Source organism: Bacillus sp. IS1, from assembly GCF_032461585.1.
Lineage (GTDB): Bacteria > Bacillota > Bacilli > Bacillales > Bacillaceae > Bacillus > Bacillus velezensis.
In genome coordinates this window covers 1,334,315-1,353,249 of the sequence record NZ_JAWCWR010000001.1, presented here as the reverse complement: position 1 = coordinate 1,353,249, position 18,935 = coordinate 1,334,315, and the positions used below count along the sequence as shown (strand labels likewise).

The window sequence follows — 18,935 nt, the reverse complement described above, 5'->3', positions numbered from 1 at the left end:
CCTCATGAAATGTATTAACGAATTTTTAAGAACGGTAATAGCGGAAAAGCTGGGTGCCGAGGTGACCGAAGCAGAAGATAAAACCGCTTTTTTTACTCTTGGCGTGACGTCTCTCATCAGTGAAGAAATCATGACCATATTGCATAAAGAATTTACCGGCCTTTCTGAAACGCTGCTGTTTGAATATCCGAACATTGAGAAATTGAGTGAGTTTTTAAGTGCGCAGAAACGAAATCCCGAAAGCGTTCTTGAATTCAAAGAAACGGAGCCTGATACGGGAAGCCGGCAGGAAGAAGTGCTTCCTGTACAGGCGGCTGAAAAGGTGCCCGAACCGGGAACGGACAGGAGTTCTGATATTGCGGTTATCGGAATGAGCGGGATGTTTCCGAAAGCGGAAAACCAGCATGATTTTTGGAACAATTTAATGGAAAATAAAGATTGTGTCTCCGAAATCCCTGAGGACAGATGGGACAGCTCTTATTACTCGGAAGAGAAAACGGCAGAATACGCGTCATACAGTAAATGGGGAGGTTTTATTGATCGTCCGGATCGATTTGACCCGCTGTTTTTTTCTGTTTCCCCGTGGGAAGCTGATTTAATGGACCCTCAGCAAAAATTGTATGTCACGTGCTGCTGGGAAGCGATGGAGGATGCCGGTTACGGGAACCCGGCGGCGAGGCCGACGGATCAAATCGGTGTATTCGCCGGAGTGACCTGGAATGAATATTCATTAATTGCACACGAAGAAGGTTTCCTCAAAGATCAGTATAAAGGCCCCGGCTCCTTATATTGGGGCATTCCGAACCGGGTTTCTTATTTCCTTGATCTCCATGGGCCGAGCATCGCTGTTGATACGGCGTGTTCTTCATCGCTTGTCGCCGTCCATCAGGCTTGTCAGGCCATTATGTCGGGCGACTGTGAAATGGCGCTGGCCGGAGGCGTCAACCTCAGCTTACATCCGCAAAAATACATGTTTTTAAGCCAATCGCATTTTCTGTCTTCTGAAGGAAAATGCCGCAGTTTCGGTGAAGGCGGAGACGGTTACGTGCCCGGCGAAGGCGCGGGAGCCGTTTTATTAAAACCATTGAAAAAAGCGATTGCGGACAAAGACCACATCTACGGTGTCATTAAGGGGTCCGCCACTAATCACGGCGGCAAAACGACCGGGTATACGGTGCCGAATCCGGAAGCGCACCGGGACCTGATTTTATCCGCTCTAAACAGAGCCGCGGTAAGTCCGGCGGATATCAGCTACATTGAAGCTCACGGAACCGGCACGGCGCTCGGCGATCCGATTGAGATACGCGGCCTGTCTATGGCATTTGATAAACAGACCGATGAGAAAAATGACTGCGGAATCGGCTCGGTGAAATCCAATATCGGACATTTGGAAGCGGCTGCAGGGATCGCCGGTTTAATCAAGGTGCTTTTAAGCATGAAACATGAAACGCTTCCCGCCAGTCTGCACTCCGCGGAACTGAACCGCAAGATTTCTTTTTCTGATTCGCCATTTTATGTCGTCCGAAACAACCGGCCGTGGCCGGCTGAAGGAGATAAACCGAGAATCGCCGCAATCAGTTCATTCGGCGCAGGAGGCTCTAATGCCCATCTGATCGTAGGTGCTTATCAGCCAAAACGGCAAGCGGACAAGAATACTGAGCAAAAACCGCATGCTGTCGTATTAAGCGCACATTCCGAACAGCAGCTGAAAGAATATGCCGGGAAATTAAGCTCCTTTCTTGCCCGATTGGAAAACCTGCCTTCTGCCGGCGGATACAGTCTGGAAAATATCGCTGCCACCCTATTGTCAGGCAGAGAGCCTTTCTCCTTCCGGCTTGCTGTCATTGCATCATCCCTTTCTGAGCTGAAACAGCGATTGGACGGATTTGTAAGCGGTCACAGAGACGAAAGGCATATTTACTTCGGAAAAGCGTCACCCGGGCGGCCGGACGTTTCAGGCCAATCCGTTTCAGATCCTGAGAAATTTGCCGCGCTGTGGGTGAAAGGTCTTCAAGGTTGCAAAAAGCCGGAAACGCCGTATCAGAAAGTTCCGCTTCCTACGTACCCGTTTTTAAAGGAAACGTCCTGGCTGACCGATCAAAAAAAGCGGTATACAAAAAAGCCCCAAAATACCAAAAGGCGTGAAGCGCTGCATCCTCTGCTTGATGAGAATATTTCATCCGCCCGGAAAGGGACGTTTCAAAAGATATTTTCCAAGGATGAATACTTCTTTAAAGATCATTTAGTGAACGAAAAATATGTGCTTCCCGGAGTCTGTCATCTGGAAATGGCGGCATACGGCGCGGGATTGTGGGGAGAACGCCCGGTCGTCTCTCTTCAAAGTGTGTGGTACATGGAGCCGATTGTGACAGGTACAGACCCAAGATCCGTCATGATAGAGTTTGAAGCGGAAAAAGAGCGTATAAGCTATGTCATTAAAGAAAAAGGAGCGGACGGCATCCTCTTTTCGCAAGGAGAAGTGATTTGTAAAGAAAAAGGAGCGTCTTTTGAGGCCCCGGCTTTTCAGCTCCCGGCGCCATTTGCGCAGAGAACGGAGCCGAAAGACATCTATCACTCGTTCTCTGAGGCGGGAATCGTGCAAAAGGACAGTTTTCAGGTCATCCGCGAATTCTCTTATACAGAAAGGAAAGCACTGGCCAAATTAACGCTCCCGTCACACTTGGAAGCCGATTTTAAACAGTACATCCTACATCCGTCCTTAATGGATGGCGCTGTTCAAACTGCAATGGCGCATGTGCTGCAATTTCAAAAAGAGCCTGCGCTTATCGTACCGTTTTCCTTCGGAGAAATACAGCTGCTTGAACCGTTAGCGAAAACCGTATTTGTGCATGCGGAGGTAAAAGCGGCCTCCGTTCACCAATTTGATCTGCATATTTGTGATGAGCGCGGCGTGCTGCTGGCGGCAGTGAAAGATTTTATCATAAAAGAGGTGCAGGAAAGCGCCGGGTTTAACCAAAAAGCCGGCGTCACGCCGAAGAAAAGCCGTGAAACGGAATTGCTTATGACACCGGTTTGGAACACCGTCACCATTCCGGAAACCGGCATGCCTTTCATGCGTGAAGAAAAAATAATCGTCATCGGGGCCGGGCCGGATTTTCAGCAGGCTTTGAAAGAGATGTATTCCGATGTCCGTTTTCCGGACATCACTTCTTTGGACAGCGCGGAACAAATGGCTGAAACACTGAAAGCGCAAGGCTCTTTTCAACACATGATATGGGCGGCGCCGGATCATCCCATTCCATCCGTTTATGATGCGGATACGGCCGAGGGACAGGAGCACGGGGTCATGCAGCTTTTCCGGCTGGTAAAAGCGCTTCTGCTTCTGAATTTTGACACGGAACAACTATCATTGACAATCTGCACGTTTCAAGCACAGCCGATTCATGAACATGATGAGGTCAATCCGAGTCATGCAAGCATACACGGATTAGCGGGGTCGCTCACAAAAGAATACACCAATTGGAGCATCCGGCTTCTTGATTTGGAATTTCAAAGGGGAGACCGGCATCTTCCTGATGTCTTCTCTTTACCGGCGGACCCCGAGGGAAATCCGTGGGTCTTTCGCGCAGGTCAGTGGCACCGGCAGCAATTGGCCGTCTGCCGGCCTCATGCAGATGAGCCTTCATTATACCGGCACGGCGGGGTTTATGTGATTATCGGCGGAGCAGGCGGAATAGGAGAAGTATGGACTGAATATATGATTCAGACCTATCAGGCGAAAATTGTCTGGATCGGGAGACGGAAAAAAGATACACAGATTGAAAGAAAGCTGAAAAGACTTGCGGCTTTAGGTCCCGCACCGCAATATTTCAGCGCGGATGCTGCGGATTATGACTCTCTCAAACGGGCGTATGACACCATTGTGAAGGAAAATGGAAAGGTCCGCGGAATCATTCATTCCGCCATCGTGTTATCAGACCGAAGTTTTGCCAATATGGAAGAGGATCAGTTCCGCGCTTCACTTTCTGCAAAAACTGATGTCAGCTTGCAGATTGCCCGGGTAGCTGAAGGGGAACCCCTGGATTTCTTGCTGTTTTTCTCTTCGATGATGTCGTTTCAAAAAGCGCCGGGACAGAGCAATTATGCCGCCGGGTGCACGTTTAAAGACGCTTTTGCTAAGCGGATCTCACAAAAAGCGCCGTATGCCGTAAAAGTTGTCAATTGGGGTTTTTGGGGAAGTGTCGGCGTCGTGGCTTCAGAACAATACCGGAAACGGATGGAGCGGGACGGAATCGCTTCTATTGAGGCGCCTGAAGCGATGAAAACGCTGGAAACCCTGCTTTCCGGACCTTATGACCAGCTGGCGCTGATTAAAACGACAGATCCGCTTTTTATGAAGGACGATCTGAAAGAACAAGTAACGGTTTATCCGGAAAAGATTCCTTCCGCACTCGGACAATTAGCGGTTAACATCACGCAGAATGACGAAGCTGAGCGGTTAAAAGCATCAAGTGTCATGAGCTGCATGAGAGATATGGAATCCCTTATTGAAAAAATGCTTGTATCAACCCTTTATGAGATGGGAGCCGGGCTTGATCAGGCTTTGCCGTTATTTCAATCGGCTGCCGGCATAACGGAACAATACAGCAGATGGCTGAAAGAGAGCTTTGTCCTCCTGAATACATTAGCGCTTGCTCCGGAAAAAACGGATTTAGGGCAGGTGTGGGAGGAATGGGAGCGGAAAAAAGAGACTTGGCTGCGCCAGAAAGACATGAGGGCGCATGTCAGATTGGCAGAAGAGACATTGCGTGTGCTTCCAGACATTTTAACCGGTAAGCTTCCGGCAACGGAAGTGATGTTCCCTGACTCCTCCTTCCGTCTTGTGGAAGGCATTTACCGCAATAATATCATTTCTGATTTTTTCAATGACAAGCTTGCTGACACATTGATTGCAGTTCTGCGGGAACGTCTGGAAAAAGACCCGCAGGCGAAAATCCGCATCTTAGAAATCGGAGCCGGAACGGGCGGGACGAGCGCCGCGGTCATGAGAAAATTGAAACCGTATGAAGCGCATATTGCCGAATATTGTTTCACGGATATTTCTAAAGCATTTCTTTTACATGCAGAAGACATATTCGGTCCGGAATATCCTTATGTCACTTATAAAATATTCAACGCTGAGCAGCCGGTATCAACAGAAGCGCCGGACATCGGCACGTATGACGCAGTGATCGCGACCAATGTGCTTCATGCGACAAAAAATATCCGCTCTGCGCTGCGCCATGCGAAAGCAATGCTGCAAAAAAACGGCCAGCTGTTTATAAATGAGATCAACAGCCGCACCATATTCAACCATGTGACGTTCGGCCTTCTTGAAGGCTGGTGGCTGTATGAGGATCATGATTTACGGATTCCGGGCTGTCCGGGGGTTGAGCCGGCCGGCTGGGCGGAAGCGCTTTCGCTTGAAGGATTCGTCCATCCTCTGTTTCCGGCTGAAGCCGCACACGACTTAGGCCAGCAGATTATAGCGGCTGAAAGTGACGGAACGGTCAGGCTTGCCCTCCCGCAGGCGTCAGAAGAAAAGCCGGAGTGCCGTCCGTATGACGCAGATGGTCTTTCGGATGATACCTTGCATTTCAGCCTGAGAGAAAAAAGCGTTGAACTGATGAAGAAGGTAATCGGTGAAGCGCTTAAAGTGCCGGCGCATCGTCTTTTATCCCATGAACCTTTAACCGCATACGGATTGGATTCCATACTGGTCGTCAGACTGACCAACGCGTTAAAAGACGTCTTCGGTTCTGTCAGCAGCACTTTGTTTTTTGAATATCAAACCATTGATGAGCTTGCTGATTACTTTCTGTCTTCCCGTAAAGAAGCGCTCGAGCGGCAATTCGAGAATGGACGGACTCATCCCGAAAACGCCGGACGGGTGCAGGCTCCCGCAGAAAGCGCCGCGCCGATTCCAAACGTAAGAGAACGGGGCATCACATATCTGACGGAATTAATAGGAAAAACGCTGAAGATTCCGAGCGGGAGAATGGATCCGTCGGTTTCCTTAACCGCATACGGTTTGGATTCTATTCTGGTCGTCAGGCTCACGAATGCTTTTCGTAACGTATTTGACCAAATGACCAGCACCCTCTTTTTTGAATATCAGACGATAGAAGAAATCGCGGATTACCTGCTTCTTTCTCAGCGGGGAGCATTTATGAAAGCGATGGGTGTGCGTGAGGAGCAGCTGTCTGATCACACAGATAACCTGAATGTAAAACAAAACAAGATTCCTCAAAACGAGGAAGGCAGCAGGACGAACGGAGATCCCTCTATCCAGGATATCGCTGTCATCGGTCTGTCAGGCCGGTATCCGGGCGCCGATCACGTTGATGAGCTGTGGGAAAATGTAAAAGCCGGCAGGCATTCTATTACTGAAGTGCCGAAAGATCGCTGGGACTGGAAAACGTTTTATAACGAGGAACGCGGAAAATGGGGGTCCATTTATTCAAAATGGGGCGGTTTTCTCGATGACATTGATACATTTGATCCGCTGTTTTTCCGTATATCTCCCGCGGAAGCTGAAAGGATGGATCCGCAGGAAAGGTTGTTTCTGCAGACTGCTTATTCAAGCATTGAAGATGCGGGGTACACCCCGGCTACGCTTTGTGACAGCCGGAAAATCGGAGTCTTTGCCGGTGTGATGAACAGCAATTACCCGACAGTTCCCAGCGACTGGTCTATCGCAAACAGAGTATCGTTTTTGTTCAATTTCCAAGGGCCGAGTATGGCTGTGGATACCGCATGCTCTTCTTCTTTAACAGCTGTCCATCTCGCTATAGAAAGCCTGCGGAGCGGAATGAGTGAAACAGCGATTGCCGGCGGAGTCAATCTTATCGTTGATCCGGCCCACTATGAGCGGCTGTCCGCTTTTTCAATGCTGTCTCCCGGTGATAAATGCAAATCTTTCGGAGACAGTGCGGACGGTTTTGTTGACGGTGAAGGAGTAGGGGCGATTGTGTTAAAGCCGCTTGCTCAAGCGGAGAAAGACGGCGATCATATTTACGGCGTTATCAAAGGAAGCATGCTGAACGCAGCAGGCAGGACAAACGCTTATATGGTGCCGAATCCGAAAGCGCAGTTTGATCTGATCGCAGAGACGTTGAAACGGACAGACATTCACCCGAGAACGGTCAGTTACTTGGAAGCGCACGGAACGGGCACTGCGCTCGGTGATCCGATTGAAATCGACGGGTTAACGAAAGCTTTTCGCCTGACAACAGAAGACCGGCAGTTTTGTTCCATCGGTTCAATTAAATCAAATATCGGACATTTAGAAAGCGCTGCCGGGATTGCGGGAATCACCAAACTGCTTCTCCAATTGAAACATAAGAGGATTGCCCCTTCATTGCATGCGGCGGAATTGAATCCGAATATTGAGTTTGAGCACACTCCGTTTTTCGTACAGCAAAAAGAAACGGAATGGAAACGACCTGTCTTGAATATCACGGGTGAAATGAAAGAATATCCGAGAATTGCCGGTATTTCCTCATTTGGAGCAGGAGGTTCAAACGCGCATGTCATCATTCAGGAATATGTGCCGTCTGACAGCCTGAAACCAATGGAAAACGCGTCTGTTTCTCCGCAAAAACCGGCTGTTATTATTTTATCAGCACGAAATGAGCAGCAATTGAAAGAGCGCGCCCGCCAGCTTCTGGATGATGTCATAAGAAAAAAACGTTCTGACGGGGATTTGGCCAAGATCGCTTACACGCTTCAGGCGGGAAGAGAACCGATGGCTGAGCGGCTTGCATTTACGGCCGAGTCGATAGAAGAACTGAAAATGAAGCTTATGAGCTCCTCAAACGATTATAATATCGACCATGCTCATATCTGGCGGGGCAGGACAGCCAAACATCATTCATTGGTGGCTTCGCTCACTTCTGATGAAGATATGGCGCTTACCATAAATGCCTGGCTGAAAAAAGGGAAATACGGAAAGCTGCTTGACCTTTGGGTTAAAGGACTTGACGTCGATTGGTCAGCTCTTTATCAGCGCAACCCGGGCCGCATCAGTCTCCCGGCTTACCCTTTTGCCAAAGACCGATATTGGGTCACAAAAGCTGATGTGTCACTTGACAAAACAGGCTCAGCGGAAAGTGAGAAAGCGGCCAGACTTCACCCGCTGCTCCACGCGAATACATCGACCTTTACCGCCCAGCGCTTTACTTCTGTTTTTTCAGGGCGTGAACCGTTTTTTGCCGATCACATCGTCAATGGAAAACCGGTGCTTCCGGGCGCGGCTGCTTTAGAAATGGCCCGGGCCGCCGTTACGCTTGCCGCTGAAGACTTGCCGGGCGGGAAAGCGGGTGTCCGGCTCAAACAGATCGTTTGGCTCCGTCCGGTGACGGCGCTTTCTGAAGGAGTGACCCTTCATGTAAAGCTTCAGCCGGAAGAAAACGGAGACATCGCTTTTGAAGCGTATGCCGAAGGGGAAGAGCCGCTTGTCTTTTTCCAGGGAAAGGCCGTGCTCGAAGAGACGGAGCGTGCTCCTGTACTCGATGTGGAAGCGGTTCAGGCGCGCTGCGGCGGCCGGCGTATGTCAAAGGCTGAGTGCTATGAAGCATTCGACAGTCTCGGCATCACCTACGGACCGTCTCATCAGGCGCTTGACGCCGTCTATGCCGGAAGCGGAGAAGTGCTCGCGAAGCTCACTCTTCCGCCGTCCGCCCGCGAAGAAAAGGAGCCGTTCATCCTGCATCCGAGCATGCTGGACGCCGCCCTTCAGGCTTCTATCGGTCTCGTGCTCTCAGACGGTTCCGCGTCCGGACGGCCGTTTCTGCCGTTTGCCCTCCGGGATATGCAGGTGTTTTCTGCATGCCGTGAGACGATGTGGGCGGTGCTTTCCTCAGCGGACGGCGCCTATCATATTGAGCTGTGTGATGAAAACGGCGAGGTATGCGTCCGATTGACGGGGCTCACCGCCCGTTTTCTGGAAGAGGAAACGGAGGAAAAACCGCTCTTGCTTCAGCCAAAGTGGCAGGAATCACCGCCGGATGAAGGCGGCGGACAAGAAGAGTCTTTCAGATACGTGACGCTGTATGGCGGAATGAACGCTGAAGACATAAGCGGCGCAGTATGTGCGGCTGACGGCGAAGGTCCGATTGAAGACCGTTATGACGCCTGCGCGGCGGAGCTGTCAGCGATCGTCAAGCGTCTTATCAAAGAAAAACAGAAGGGAAAAACGCTGATCCAGCTTCTTGTCCCCGACAGGGGGGAAGACAATGTATTGGCGGGGCTGGCCGCTTTTCTGAAAACGGCTCACCTTGAACATCCGAAGCTGTACGGCCAAGTCATCCAAGCCGATCCGGACGAGTCAGCATCATCGCTTCTTGCCAAGCTGAAAGAAAACCGGGCGCATCCTGAACAAGCGGAAATCCGTTATGAAGGCGGCAAACGTTTCGTCAGAAACTGGCGTCACCTGCCTGCGCTTCAAAGCGGCGCCGTTCCGTGGAAAGACGAAGGGGTTTACCTCCTTACCGGGGGAGCGGGCGGCATCGGGCTGATTTTCGCTGAAGAAATAGCCTCCCGCGTCAAAAATGCCGTCCTCGTATTAACGGGGAGGGCGGAAGCGCTAGATGAAGAGCGCTCCGCCCGCTTACGGCGCTTGGAAGCGACGGGTGCCCGCGTACTGTATCAACCGGTTGATGTGACAGACAGGGCGGCGGTCATCGCCCTCATCCGCGGCATACAGGAGGAGCACGGAACACTCGACGGGATCATTCACGGCGCAGGCGTGATCGCCGACAATTACATTCTGAACCAGACAGAAAACGAACGGAAGACCGTCATGGCGCCGAAAGTGAAAGGGCTTATCAATCTTGATGAAGCAGCGAAAGATGTGCGGCTGGACTTTTTCATTCTGTTTTCTTCCTTGGCGGGAGGCATGGGAAATCCGGGGCAGGCCGGTTATGCGGCAGCCAACGCATTTATGGATGTTTATGCAGCCCGTCGAAATCGTCTCGTGCGGGACAACAAGCGGAGCGGGCAGACCCTGTCCGTCAACTGGCCGCTTTGGGAAGAAGGCGGTATGCGCGTGGACAAAGAGACAGAAAGGCTGATGTATGAACAGACCGGAATGAAAGCCATGCGATCGGCTTCAGGCATCCAGGCGCTTTACGCCGCTTTTGCCTCCGGAGAACACCAGGTCATGGTGGCAGAAGGCGACGAGAAACGGATTCGAAAAAACCTGATGCCTGAAGCGTCAGAACCGTCCCATAGCATTCATGTGTCAAGGAAGACGCACGTCCATCTGCCAAATAAAGTACAAGCGGAACTCAAACATATGATATCAGGCATTCTGAAGGTGAAAGAAGAAGAAATAGATGCTGAATCAGAGATGAGAGATTATGGCTTTGATTCGGTTTCATTCACGCAGTTTGCAAATGAACTAAATAAAATGTATGGGCTTGAACTGACGCCGGCCGTGTTTTTTGAATACCCGACAGTCTTTAGTTTTGCCCAATACTTGCTGACGGAACATCCGGATACATTCGGCTCACAGGAAGAAACAGAAACGGAGAAACCGGTTGAGCATAAAAAAATGAAGACGGAGCCATTCTCGATTCCGTCCCGCCTTCCTAAAACAAAAACCGCAGCTGCACCTGAAGAGCCCGTGGCGATAATCGGAATCAGCTGTGCATTTCCAATGGCTGAAAATCCGGAAATGTTTTGGGAGAATTTAGCCGGAGAAAAAGACTGCATTTCTGAAATACCGCCGGAGCGCTGGGACTGGAGACAGTATTACGGAGATCCGCAGAAAGATAAAAATGCGAGCAATGTAAAGTGGGGCGGCTTCATTGATGAAACCGCTCAATTTGATCCTTTATTCTTCGGTATTTCTCCGCATGAAGCCGAAATGATGGATCCTCAGCAAAGACTTTTAATGATGCATGTATGGAAAGCGATTGAAGATGCCGGCTGCTCTGCCAAAAGCCTGTCAGGTACAAATACAGGCATTTTTGCAGGCACGGCAAACAGCGGTTACGCCCAGGAAGCTTCAAAGTTCCATATAGAGATTGAGGGTTCTTCCGCCGCCGGGACGGTTCCGTCAATCGGTCCGAACCGCATGAGCTATTTTCTGAATATACATGGGCCGAGCGAACCGATTGAAACCGCCTGTTCAAGCTCATTGGTCGCTGTCCACCGTGCGGTCAGGGCAATTCAGGCCGGAGACTGCGGCATCGCGATTGCAGGAGGCGTCAATGCTATTGTGTCGCCGGATATGCATATCAGCTTTAATAAAGCGGGAATGCTCAGTGAAGACGGGCGCTGCAAAACATTTTCCGATCAAGCGGACGGGTATGTCAGAGCTGAAGGTGCCGGCATGATTGTTTTGAAAACATTATCCGATGCGGAACGTGACGGCGACCGTATTTATGCCGTTATCCGCGGAACGGCGGAAAATCATGGCGGAAGGGCTGCTTCCCTTACATCGCCGAATCCGAAAGCACAGACAGAAGTCATGATAAAAGCGTATCAGCAAGCGAACATCGACCCCCGTACAGTGAGTTATATTGAAGCCCACGGCACGGGAACGGCGCTCGGAGATCCGATAGAAATCAACGGACTCAAAGCGGCTTTTGCAGCGCTTTATCAGAAAGCCGGAGTAACGGCACCCGAGCAGCCTCATTGCGGCCTCGGTTCCGTCAAAACGAATATCGGCCACACAGAGCTTGCCGCCGGCATGGCCGGGCTTTTAAAAATTATTTTGCAGATGCAGCACAAAACGCTCGTTAAAAGTCTGCATTGTGAAACCGTTAATCCGTATATCAGCCTAGACGGAAGCCCGTTTTATTTCGTCCGCGACACTCAGCCGTGGAAAGCGGCGACTGATGATAGCGGAAATGAACTGCCGCGGAGAGCGGGTGTCAGCTCGTTCGGATTTGGCGGTGTCAATGCTCATGTCGTGCTCGAAGAATATGTTTCTCCTGTTGAAGAGAAACAATGGACGGCCGGTGAACTTCAGCCGTCCTTATTCATTCTCTCGGCAAAGACGGCGGAACAGCTGAAGGAACGTGCGGAACAGCTGCGCAGATATTTGGAAAAGTCACATTCAGCTGACGGAGCTCTTGCGGATATCGCTTATACGCTTCAGCTTGGCCGGGATGAAATGGAAGAGCGCCTTGCCGTCATTGCTGAAACAAAAGAAGAGCTTACGAACGCGCTGAATGATTTCCTCAGCGGCAAGGAGACGGGGCAGAATTTCTTTACAGGCCGGAACAAAGCGATGAAACAGCTGTTTACAGAGATGACGGACAACGCAGAAATGAGCGGGGCCGTAGATCAATGGATTGAAGCAGGAAAGTATGCAAGGCTTGCAAAATTATGGGTGCAAGGCTTGCATATTGATTGGAGTAAATTATATCCGGACGAAAGACCGAAAAAAGTCAGCCTGCCCGTCTATCCTTTTGCGAAAACACATTGCTGGATACCGCACAGTGCGCAGCATATAAGGCACCGGGAGACTTATGAGACTGATACGTCCCCGCTTGAGACTTATGAGCGCCTGCTTGATGAATTGGAGAAAAACGAAATAAGCATAGAAGCCGCTGTAAAAAGAACGATCGGTTTTTACAGGGATTAGCGTAATGGAGGAAACCATATGAAAGAGTTTCTGCACCGGGTTTTTTCTGACGTCAAAAATAAAAAAATGACAAAACAGGATGCGATCGGCATTTTGCGCGATTATGATATGCGGATGGGACTTCGCCAAGCGGATTCCCTTCATCCGCTTGCTCAGCAGCATATTTCCGATGAAACGGGACAGGGATTCTCGGCAGCTTTCAGCGGCCGGGAATTTTTTCTCGCTGATGTTTCTTTACAGCATAAAAAGCTTATGCCCGGAGAACTTCTTTTGGAAATGGCGAGAGCTGCGGCTGTTTTGACAGTAAAGGAGACTGCGGCTGTCCGGCTGACGCATATCGTGTGGTCAAAGCCCATTTTGACTGAGGCTGAGCCGTTCCATATCGAGATCAGGCTGATACCCGCAGAGGGTGAAGCCAAAAGGTTTGAGATTTATAATCCATTTTCTGCTGATTCCAGTCATTATGATGTGTACAGCCAAGGGACGATTCAGCCAGTTGATGCTGCGCCCGGCATGCTGGATATCAGCCGCTTGAAGGAAAACAGCGGTTCCCTGATGGATAAGCAGCAAATTGAAGCCATCACTCAGAACGATACCGTTCAATACAGTGAGCACATGAAAGGAATTGAGCGTATTTACGCCTCAGCAGGACGGATGCTGGCAGACATAACAATTCCATTGACAGACCAAAAAGAATCCGCCCGATTCGGCCTCCCACCCTGTGTGATGCAAAGTGTGACAGAGGCATGCGCGCTGCTTGGCGGCAAAGAATATAAAACGCTCGCCCCGGTTTCATTGGACGAGCTTTTGTTTTATGAATCTTGTCCTGACAAGGTATGGGCCGAGATACAAGAGAAGGCGGGGAGCTTTTATATTGATTTATGTGACGAAGAAGGAAAAATATGGGCTTCTCTGTCGGGGTTGAAGCTGCAGCCTGTCATCAAGACGGGCGCTTCCGGAAAAACCAATGCCGAACACCGCAGTGAACGTTTGTATGAACAAACGCTTCTTCAGCTCAAAACGCTTTTTGGCCTGACTGCAAAAATTGCTGTTTCCAACATAGATACTGAAGAGCCGCTGGAAACCTACGGAATAAACTCAGTCACTGTGACGAAATTAAACCGCGAATTGTCTCTGCTTTTCGGTGACCTTTCCAAAACGGTTTTTTACGAATATAAGACACTGGGCTCCCTGGCAGCTCACTTTGTCACGGATTATCCGAATGAATGCCGAAAATGGACAAATGATGATGAGCACCGTTCAGGCATATCAGAACAGGTTTTGGCAAATGAAGATTTTCCGGTGCTTCCGTCGTTTATCAAGCGAAAGAAACGGTCTGCTTTTTCCAATGAGAAACAGACAAAAGAAGGGATTGCGATTATCGGAGTCAGCGGACGTTATCCGCAAGCTGAAACACTTGAAGAGTACTGGGATAACTTAGCGGCCGGAAAAGACTGTGTGACCGAAATTCCCGAAGAGCGCTGGGAAAAGGACAAGTACTACAACCCTGATCCCGAAGCGGCCGTGAAAGCAGGGAAAAGTTACAGTAAGCGGGGCGGGTTTCTGAAAGATGCCGCTTTCTTTGATCCGCTGTTTTTTCAAATTTCACCCCGTGATGCTTTGAATATGGACCCGCAGGAGCGTCTCTTTATTGAAATGTGCTGGCAGGTGCTGGAGGATGCCGGTTATACGAAGGAACAGCTTGAGAATCTGTATAACGGCCGGGTCGGCGTTTTTGCTGGCATTACGAAAAACGGGTACGGAATGTACTGGAAAAACGGCGGCACCCTGCAGCCAAAAACGTCGTTCAGTTCAGCGGCCAACAGAGTTTCCTATTTTCTTAATCTGAAAGGGCCGAGCATGCCGGTCGACACGATGTGCTCGTCTTCGCTGACTGCAATTCATGAAGCGTGTGAAAACATCCTTCGCGGCGAATGTGACATGGCGATTGCCGGCGGTGTGAATGTGTATACGCATCCTTCGGCTTATGCGGAGCTCAGCGCCTATCGAATGCTTTCAAAAGACGGAACGTGCAAAAGTTTCGGTGAAGGCGGGGACGGATTTGTTCCCGGGGAAGGCGTCGGGGCCGTGCTGTTAAAGCCGCTGTCAAAAGCGATGGCTGATAAGGACCATATTTACGGGGTGATTCGCGGCACTCATATCAATCACGGCGGCAGAACAAACGGGTATACAGTGCCGAGTCCGAGCGCCCAGGCTGACGTGATTTCCGGCGCGCTTGAAAAATCAGGAATACATCCGCGGATGATCAGCTGTATCGAAGCCCACGGCACGGGCACTGAACTCGGAGATCCGATCGAAATTGACGGTTTGACCCGCGCATTTCAAACGAAAACGTCAGATAAAGGCTTTTGCGCCATCAGCTCAGTTAAATCCAATATCGGGCATTTGGAAGCCGCGGCAGGCATCGCCGGTGTAACAAAACTGCTGCTCCAGTTTCAAAAACGAAAGCTGGCCCCTTCATTACATTGCCGAAAATTGAATCCGAATATTGCATTTGACCGGACGCCGTTTGCGGTGCAGCGTGAATTGGCAGACTGGAAACGGCCGGTCATTGAGGAAAACGGAGCGCAGAAAGAGATTCCGAGAATCGCGGGAATCTCTTCTTTTGGCGCGGGCGGGGCAAATGCCCACATATTGATAGAAGAATATATTGAACCTGATAGGGAGATTTCTGAGCCATTCACAGATGAAGATCCCGCAGTCATTTTATTATCCGCCAAACAGGAGGCCAGCCTGAAGCAGCGGGCGCAGCAGCTTCTTCAAGCGATCAGAAAAAATGACGTCACAGACCGCAGCCTCCGGGATGCGGCTTACACCCTTCAAACCGGAAGAGAAGCGATGGAAGAACGTGCGGCGTTTATCGTGACGTCGACAGAGCAGTTAGCGGAAAAACTGCAGCGTTTTATTGACGGCGGGACAGACGGCTGCTTCAGAGGGAAAAGCAAACAGTATAAAGACATTCTAGCCGTTTTTAAGGATGAAGATATGCAGGAAGCCGTCCGTAAATGGATGAAAAGAAAAAAATTCGCGAAGCTTCTGGAACTTTGGGTAAAAGGGCTGAAGATTGATTGGTCAGAGCTTTATAACGGCAGCCTGCCGCACCGCATCAGCCTTCCCGGTTATCCATTTATAAAGGATCGGTATTGGCCGGACGATGCAGCGCCGGGCAATGTTCGCGGTGCTGAAACACATTCTGAAACATTGCGTGAAACCCGCTTTTTACAGAAAAGCTGGGCAGAAAGCAGCAGTGTTCCGGTTAAGGAAGTGCGGGGCGTCATCGGAATAGCCGCCGATCACCAGACAGGAAACTTGGCCGTTGAGCTGTCCCGTTATTTCCCCGAGTCTGAAATTATTGACGCTGCATCACCGGAAATATCCGGGGACGCGGCCCGGTTTGGCGGCCTGATTGATGTGACCGGATGCGGGACGGAAATCAATCATGATGACGGCTGGATTCATCGTCTGCAGTCTCTCATTGACAACAGAAACCGCGGCCGAAAGCTTCAGCTGCTTTGTGTGACAAAGGGGCTTGAACCTTTTGCAAATGAAACGATAAATCTCTCAGGTGCAAAAAAGGCCGGATTGTACCGGATGTTCCAAAGTGAGTATAAGGATATTCGCTCGCGGCATATGGATGCAGAACGGACTGACGAAGATCCTGAGCTGGCAAACCAGATCGCAGAGGAGTTTTTTCGCGATTCTGAAGACATCGAAGTGTGTTACCGAAACGGTGTACGCTATCACGCGCGGTTAAAGGAAACAAACAGCTTAGCTGAAAAAGAATTTTCATTTCCGAAAGACCATGTGCTCTGGATCACCGGAGGGACCCGGGGACTCGGATATTTATTCGCCCGGCATTTTGCCGAACGATACGGAGTCACGAAACTCGTGCTTACCGGAAAAGAAACAATGCCTCCGAAAGCGGAGTGGGATGATCATGTCAAACGGAATTCCCCGTTTTCCGATAAAGTGAGAAGAATCAGAGAGCTCGAACAAAAAGGTGTCCGAACGGAAGTGCTGTCTGTATCTTCCGGCCCTGAATATGAGCAGGCCGTCAGCCGGGTGAAAGAGAAGATGGGGCCGATAGGAGGCGTGATACACGCGGCGGGAGCCGTAGATCTCGATCATCCGGCCTTTATCCGCAAAACAAGAGAACAGATGATGACCGTGCTTGAGCCTAAAACAGACGGACTGGACCTTTTGTATCAAGCACTGCACAAGGAGCCTCTCCGGTTTTTTGCGCTGTTTTCTTCAGTGTCCGGCGTGATGCCGGAATTAGGAGCGGGACAAAGCGATTATGCCATGGCTAACGCCTATATGGATTATTTTGCGGCCGCAAAAGGTTTTCCGGTGCTGAGCATCCAATGGCCGAGCTGGAAAGAAACGGGTATGGGCGAATCAAAAAGCCAGGCCTATCTGAAAAGCGGTTTAAAGAGCATCACTGACAGAGAAGGGCTGAGCCTGTTTGATGCCATTATGGCAGGCGATTGCGGGTCTGTTATTATGCCGGCCGTCATTCACCCGGAAAAATGGGAGCCTGGCCGTCTGCTGCTTTCATCCGGCCTTACCGAAACAAAGCAGCAGGAACAGGCCGATACAGAAAGCGTTGAGGAGTGGCTGACGGGCATTTGCTGCCGGGAATTAAGACTGGAGCCGTCAAGATTTGAATCTGATACGCCGTTTCAAGATTACGGAGCCGATTCCATCATGCTTGCCCAAGTGTCCAGAGCGATCGGAAAGAGGATCAAAGCTGACCTTGACCCGGCGGTGCTGTATGAATACCCTACGGTTGCTGCGCTGGCGGAATGGCTTGAAACAGCATATCCGGAAATCAAAGCTGCCGTTTCAAATCCGGTTCAGCCTGTAATCCCGGACGTTCCCAAACAAACGGCAGCCGCTGTCATTCAGCCTTCTGGCGGTGCAGCGGCGCAAGATATCGCTGTTGTCGGAATGTCCTGCCGTTTTCCGGGAGCTGAATCAATTGAAGCTTATTGGAAGCTGCTGTCTGAAGGAACGTCAGCCATTCAAAGGGTGCCGAAAGAGCGCTGGAAAACGGAGAAGGCGGATTATGCGGGCCTTTTAAAAAATGTAACGCATTTTGACCCGGAGTTTTTCCTTATTCCCGAAGAAGACATCAAGGCAATGGATATCCAGTCCTTTCTTTTATTAGAAGAGGCGCTTCATCTGTTCAGAGACAGCGGTTACTCGTTACAAGAAATGAAAGGCAGGTCAGCCGGTGTCTATTTAGGAGGACGCGGCGGCAGTATGCCTGACGAAAACCGTCTGAAGCATGCAAAAAATCCGATAGTCGCCGCCGGCCCGAATTACTTAGCGGCCAATCTTTCTCAATTCTTTGATTTGAAGGGGCCGAGTCTCGTTTTGGATACGGCCTGTTCTTCAGCGCTTGTCGGTATGAATATGGCGATACAGGCGCTTTCTTGCGGTGAAATCGACTCAGCGGTGGTCGGGGGAGTCAGTCTGCTGGAATCCGGTCAAACCCACCGGATGTTCGAACTCCGCAATTTGTTAAGTGAAGAGCCTGCGTTTCATATTTTTGACCGCCGCACCGGAGGCATCGTATTGGGAGAAGGCGTCGGAATGGTGTATTTAAAAACAGCGGCCCAGGCTGTAAAAGACGGGGACCGGATTCATGCGGTCATTAAAGGCATTTCCGTAAACAATGACGGCAGAACCGCGGGGCCTGCCACACCGAATATACAGGCGCAGAAAGAAGTGATGGCCAAGGCGCTTGCCAAAAGCGGCAGAAAAGCGGAGGATATCAGCTACATTGAAGCAAACGGTTCTGGCTCTGAAGTAACGGATCTCTTGGAGCTGAGGGCGATTGAAGCGGTATACCGTATGCAAAACAGCGCGCCTTGCGAATTGGGTTCGATGAAGCCGAATATCGGACACCCGTTATGTGCTGAAGGGATTGCCGGTTTCATTAAAACAGTGCTTATGCTCTCGCGCCGAAAACGTGTGCCTTTCCTTTCCGGCAAAGAGCCGATGACGCATTACGATCTGTCCGCCTCGCCGTTTTATTTTTCGCACGCGCTGCGTGAATGGACGGATTCACCGCGGATTGCCGCCGTCAGCAGCTTCGCTGACGGAGGGACGAATGCCCATGTCATAGTGGAAGCCTGGGAGCAAGAGGCGTATACCCCGGTCAGAAAGCCTTTGCCGAGACAGGAATTAAAACGCCGGCCCATTCGTCCGGACAAAGCCGAAAGCCTGCATGAAAAAGCACATAAGTCCCGCCCGAATACGTTTTGGAAACAAATGAAGACTTACTGATTGCGCTGAAAATTGAACGTCG

Annotated in this window: 2 protein-coding genes; both read left to right on the top strand. The window is 50.5% G+C overall.

Annotation, left to right across the window (positions count from 1 at the left end; all coding sequences use genetic code 11):
• The first annotated feature begins 4 nt into the window (after nucleotides 1–4).
• Nucleotides 5–12,598, top strand: a complete 12,594-nt coding sequence (locus RUW00_RS06375) for a type I polyketide synthase (protein ID WP_280145304.1) — start codon at nucleotides 5–7, stop codon at nucleotides 12,596–12,598.
• A gap of 18 nt (nucleotides 12,599–12,616) precedes the next feature.
• On the top strand, nucleotides 12,617–18,913 hold the full coding sequence (locus RUW00_RS06370) for a beta-ketoacyl synthase N-terminal-like domain-containing protein (RefSeq protein ID WP_315956556.1): 6,297 nt from the start codon (nucleotides 12,617–12,619) through the stop codon (nucleotides 18,911–18,913).
• Nucleotides 18,914–18,935 lie beyond the last annotated feature (22 nt).

Bases quoted from the DNA above. Each gene is read 5' to 3' on its own strand.
- RUW00_RS06375 (WP_280145304.1), top strand. From the start codon at position 5: ATGAAATGTATTAACGAATTTTTAAGAACGGTAATAGCGGAAAAGCTG.
- RUW00_RS06370 (WP_315956556.1), top strand. From the start codon at position 12,617: ATGAAAGAGTTTCTGCACCGGGTTTTTTCTGACGTCAAAAATAAAAAA.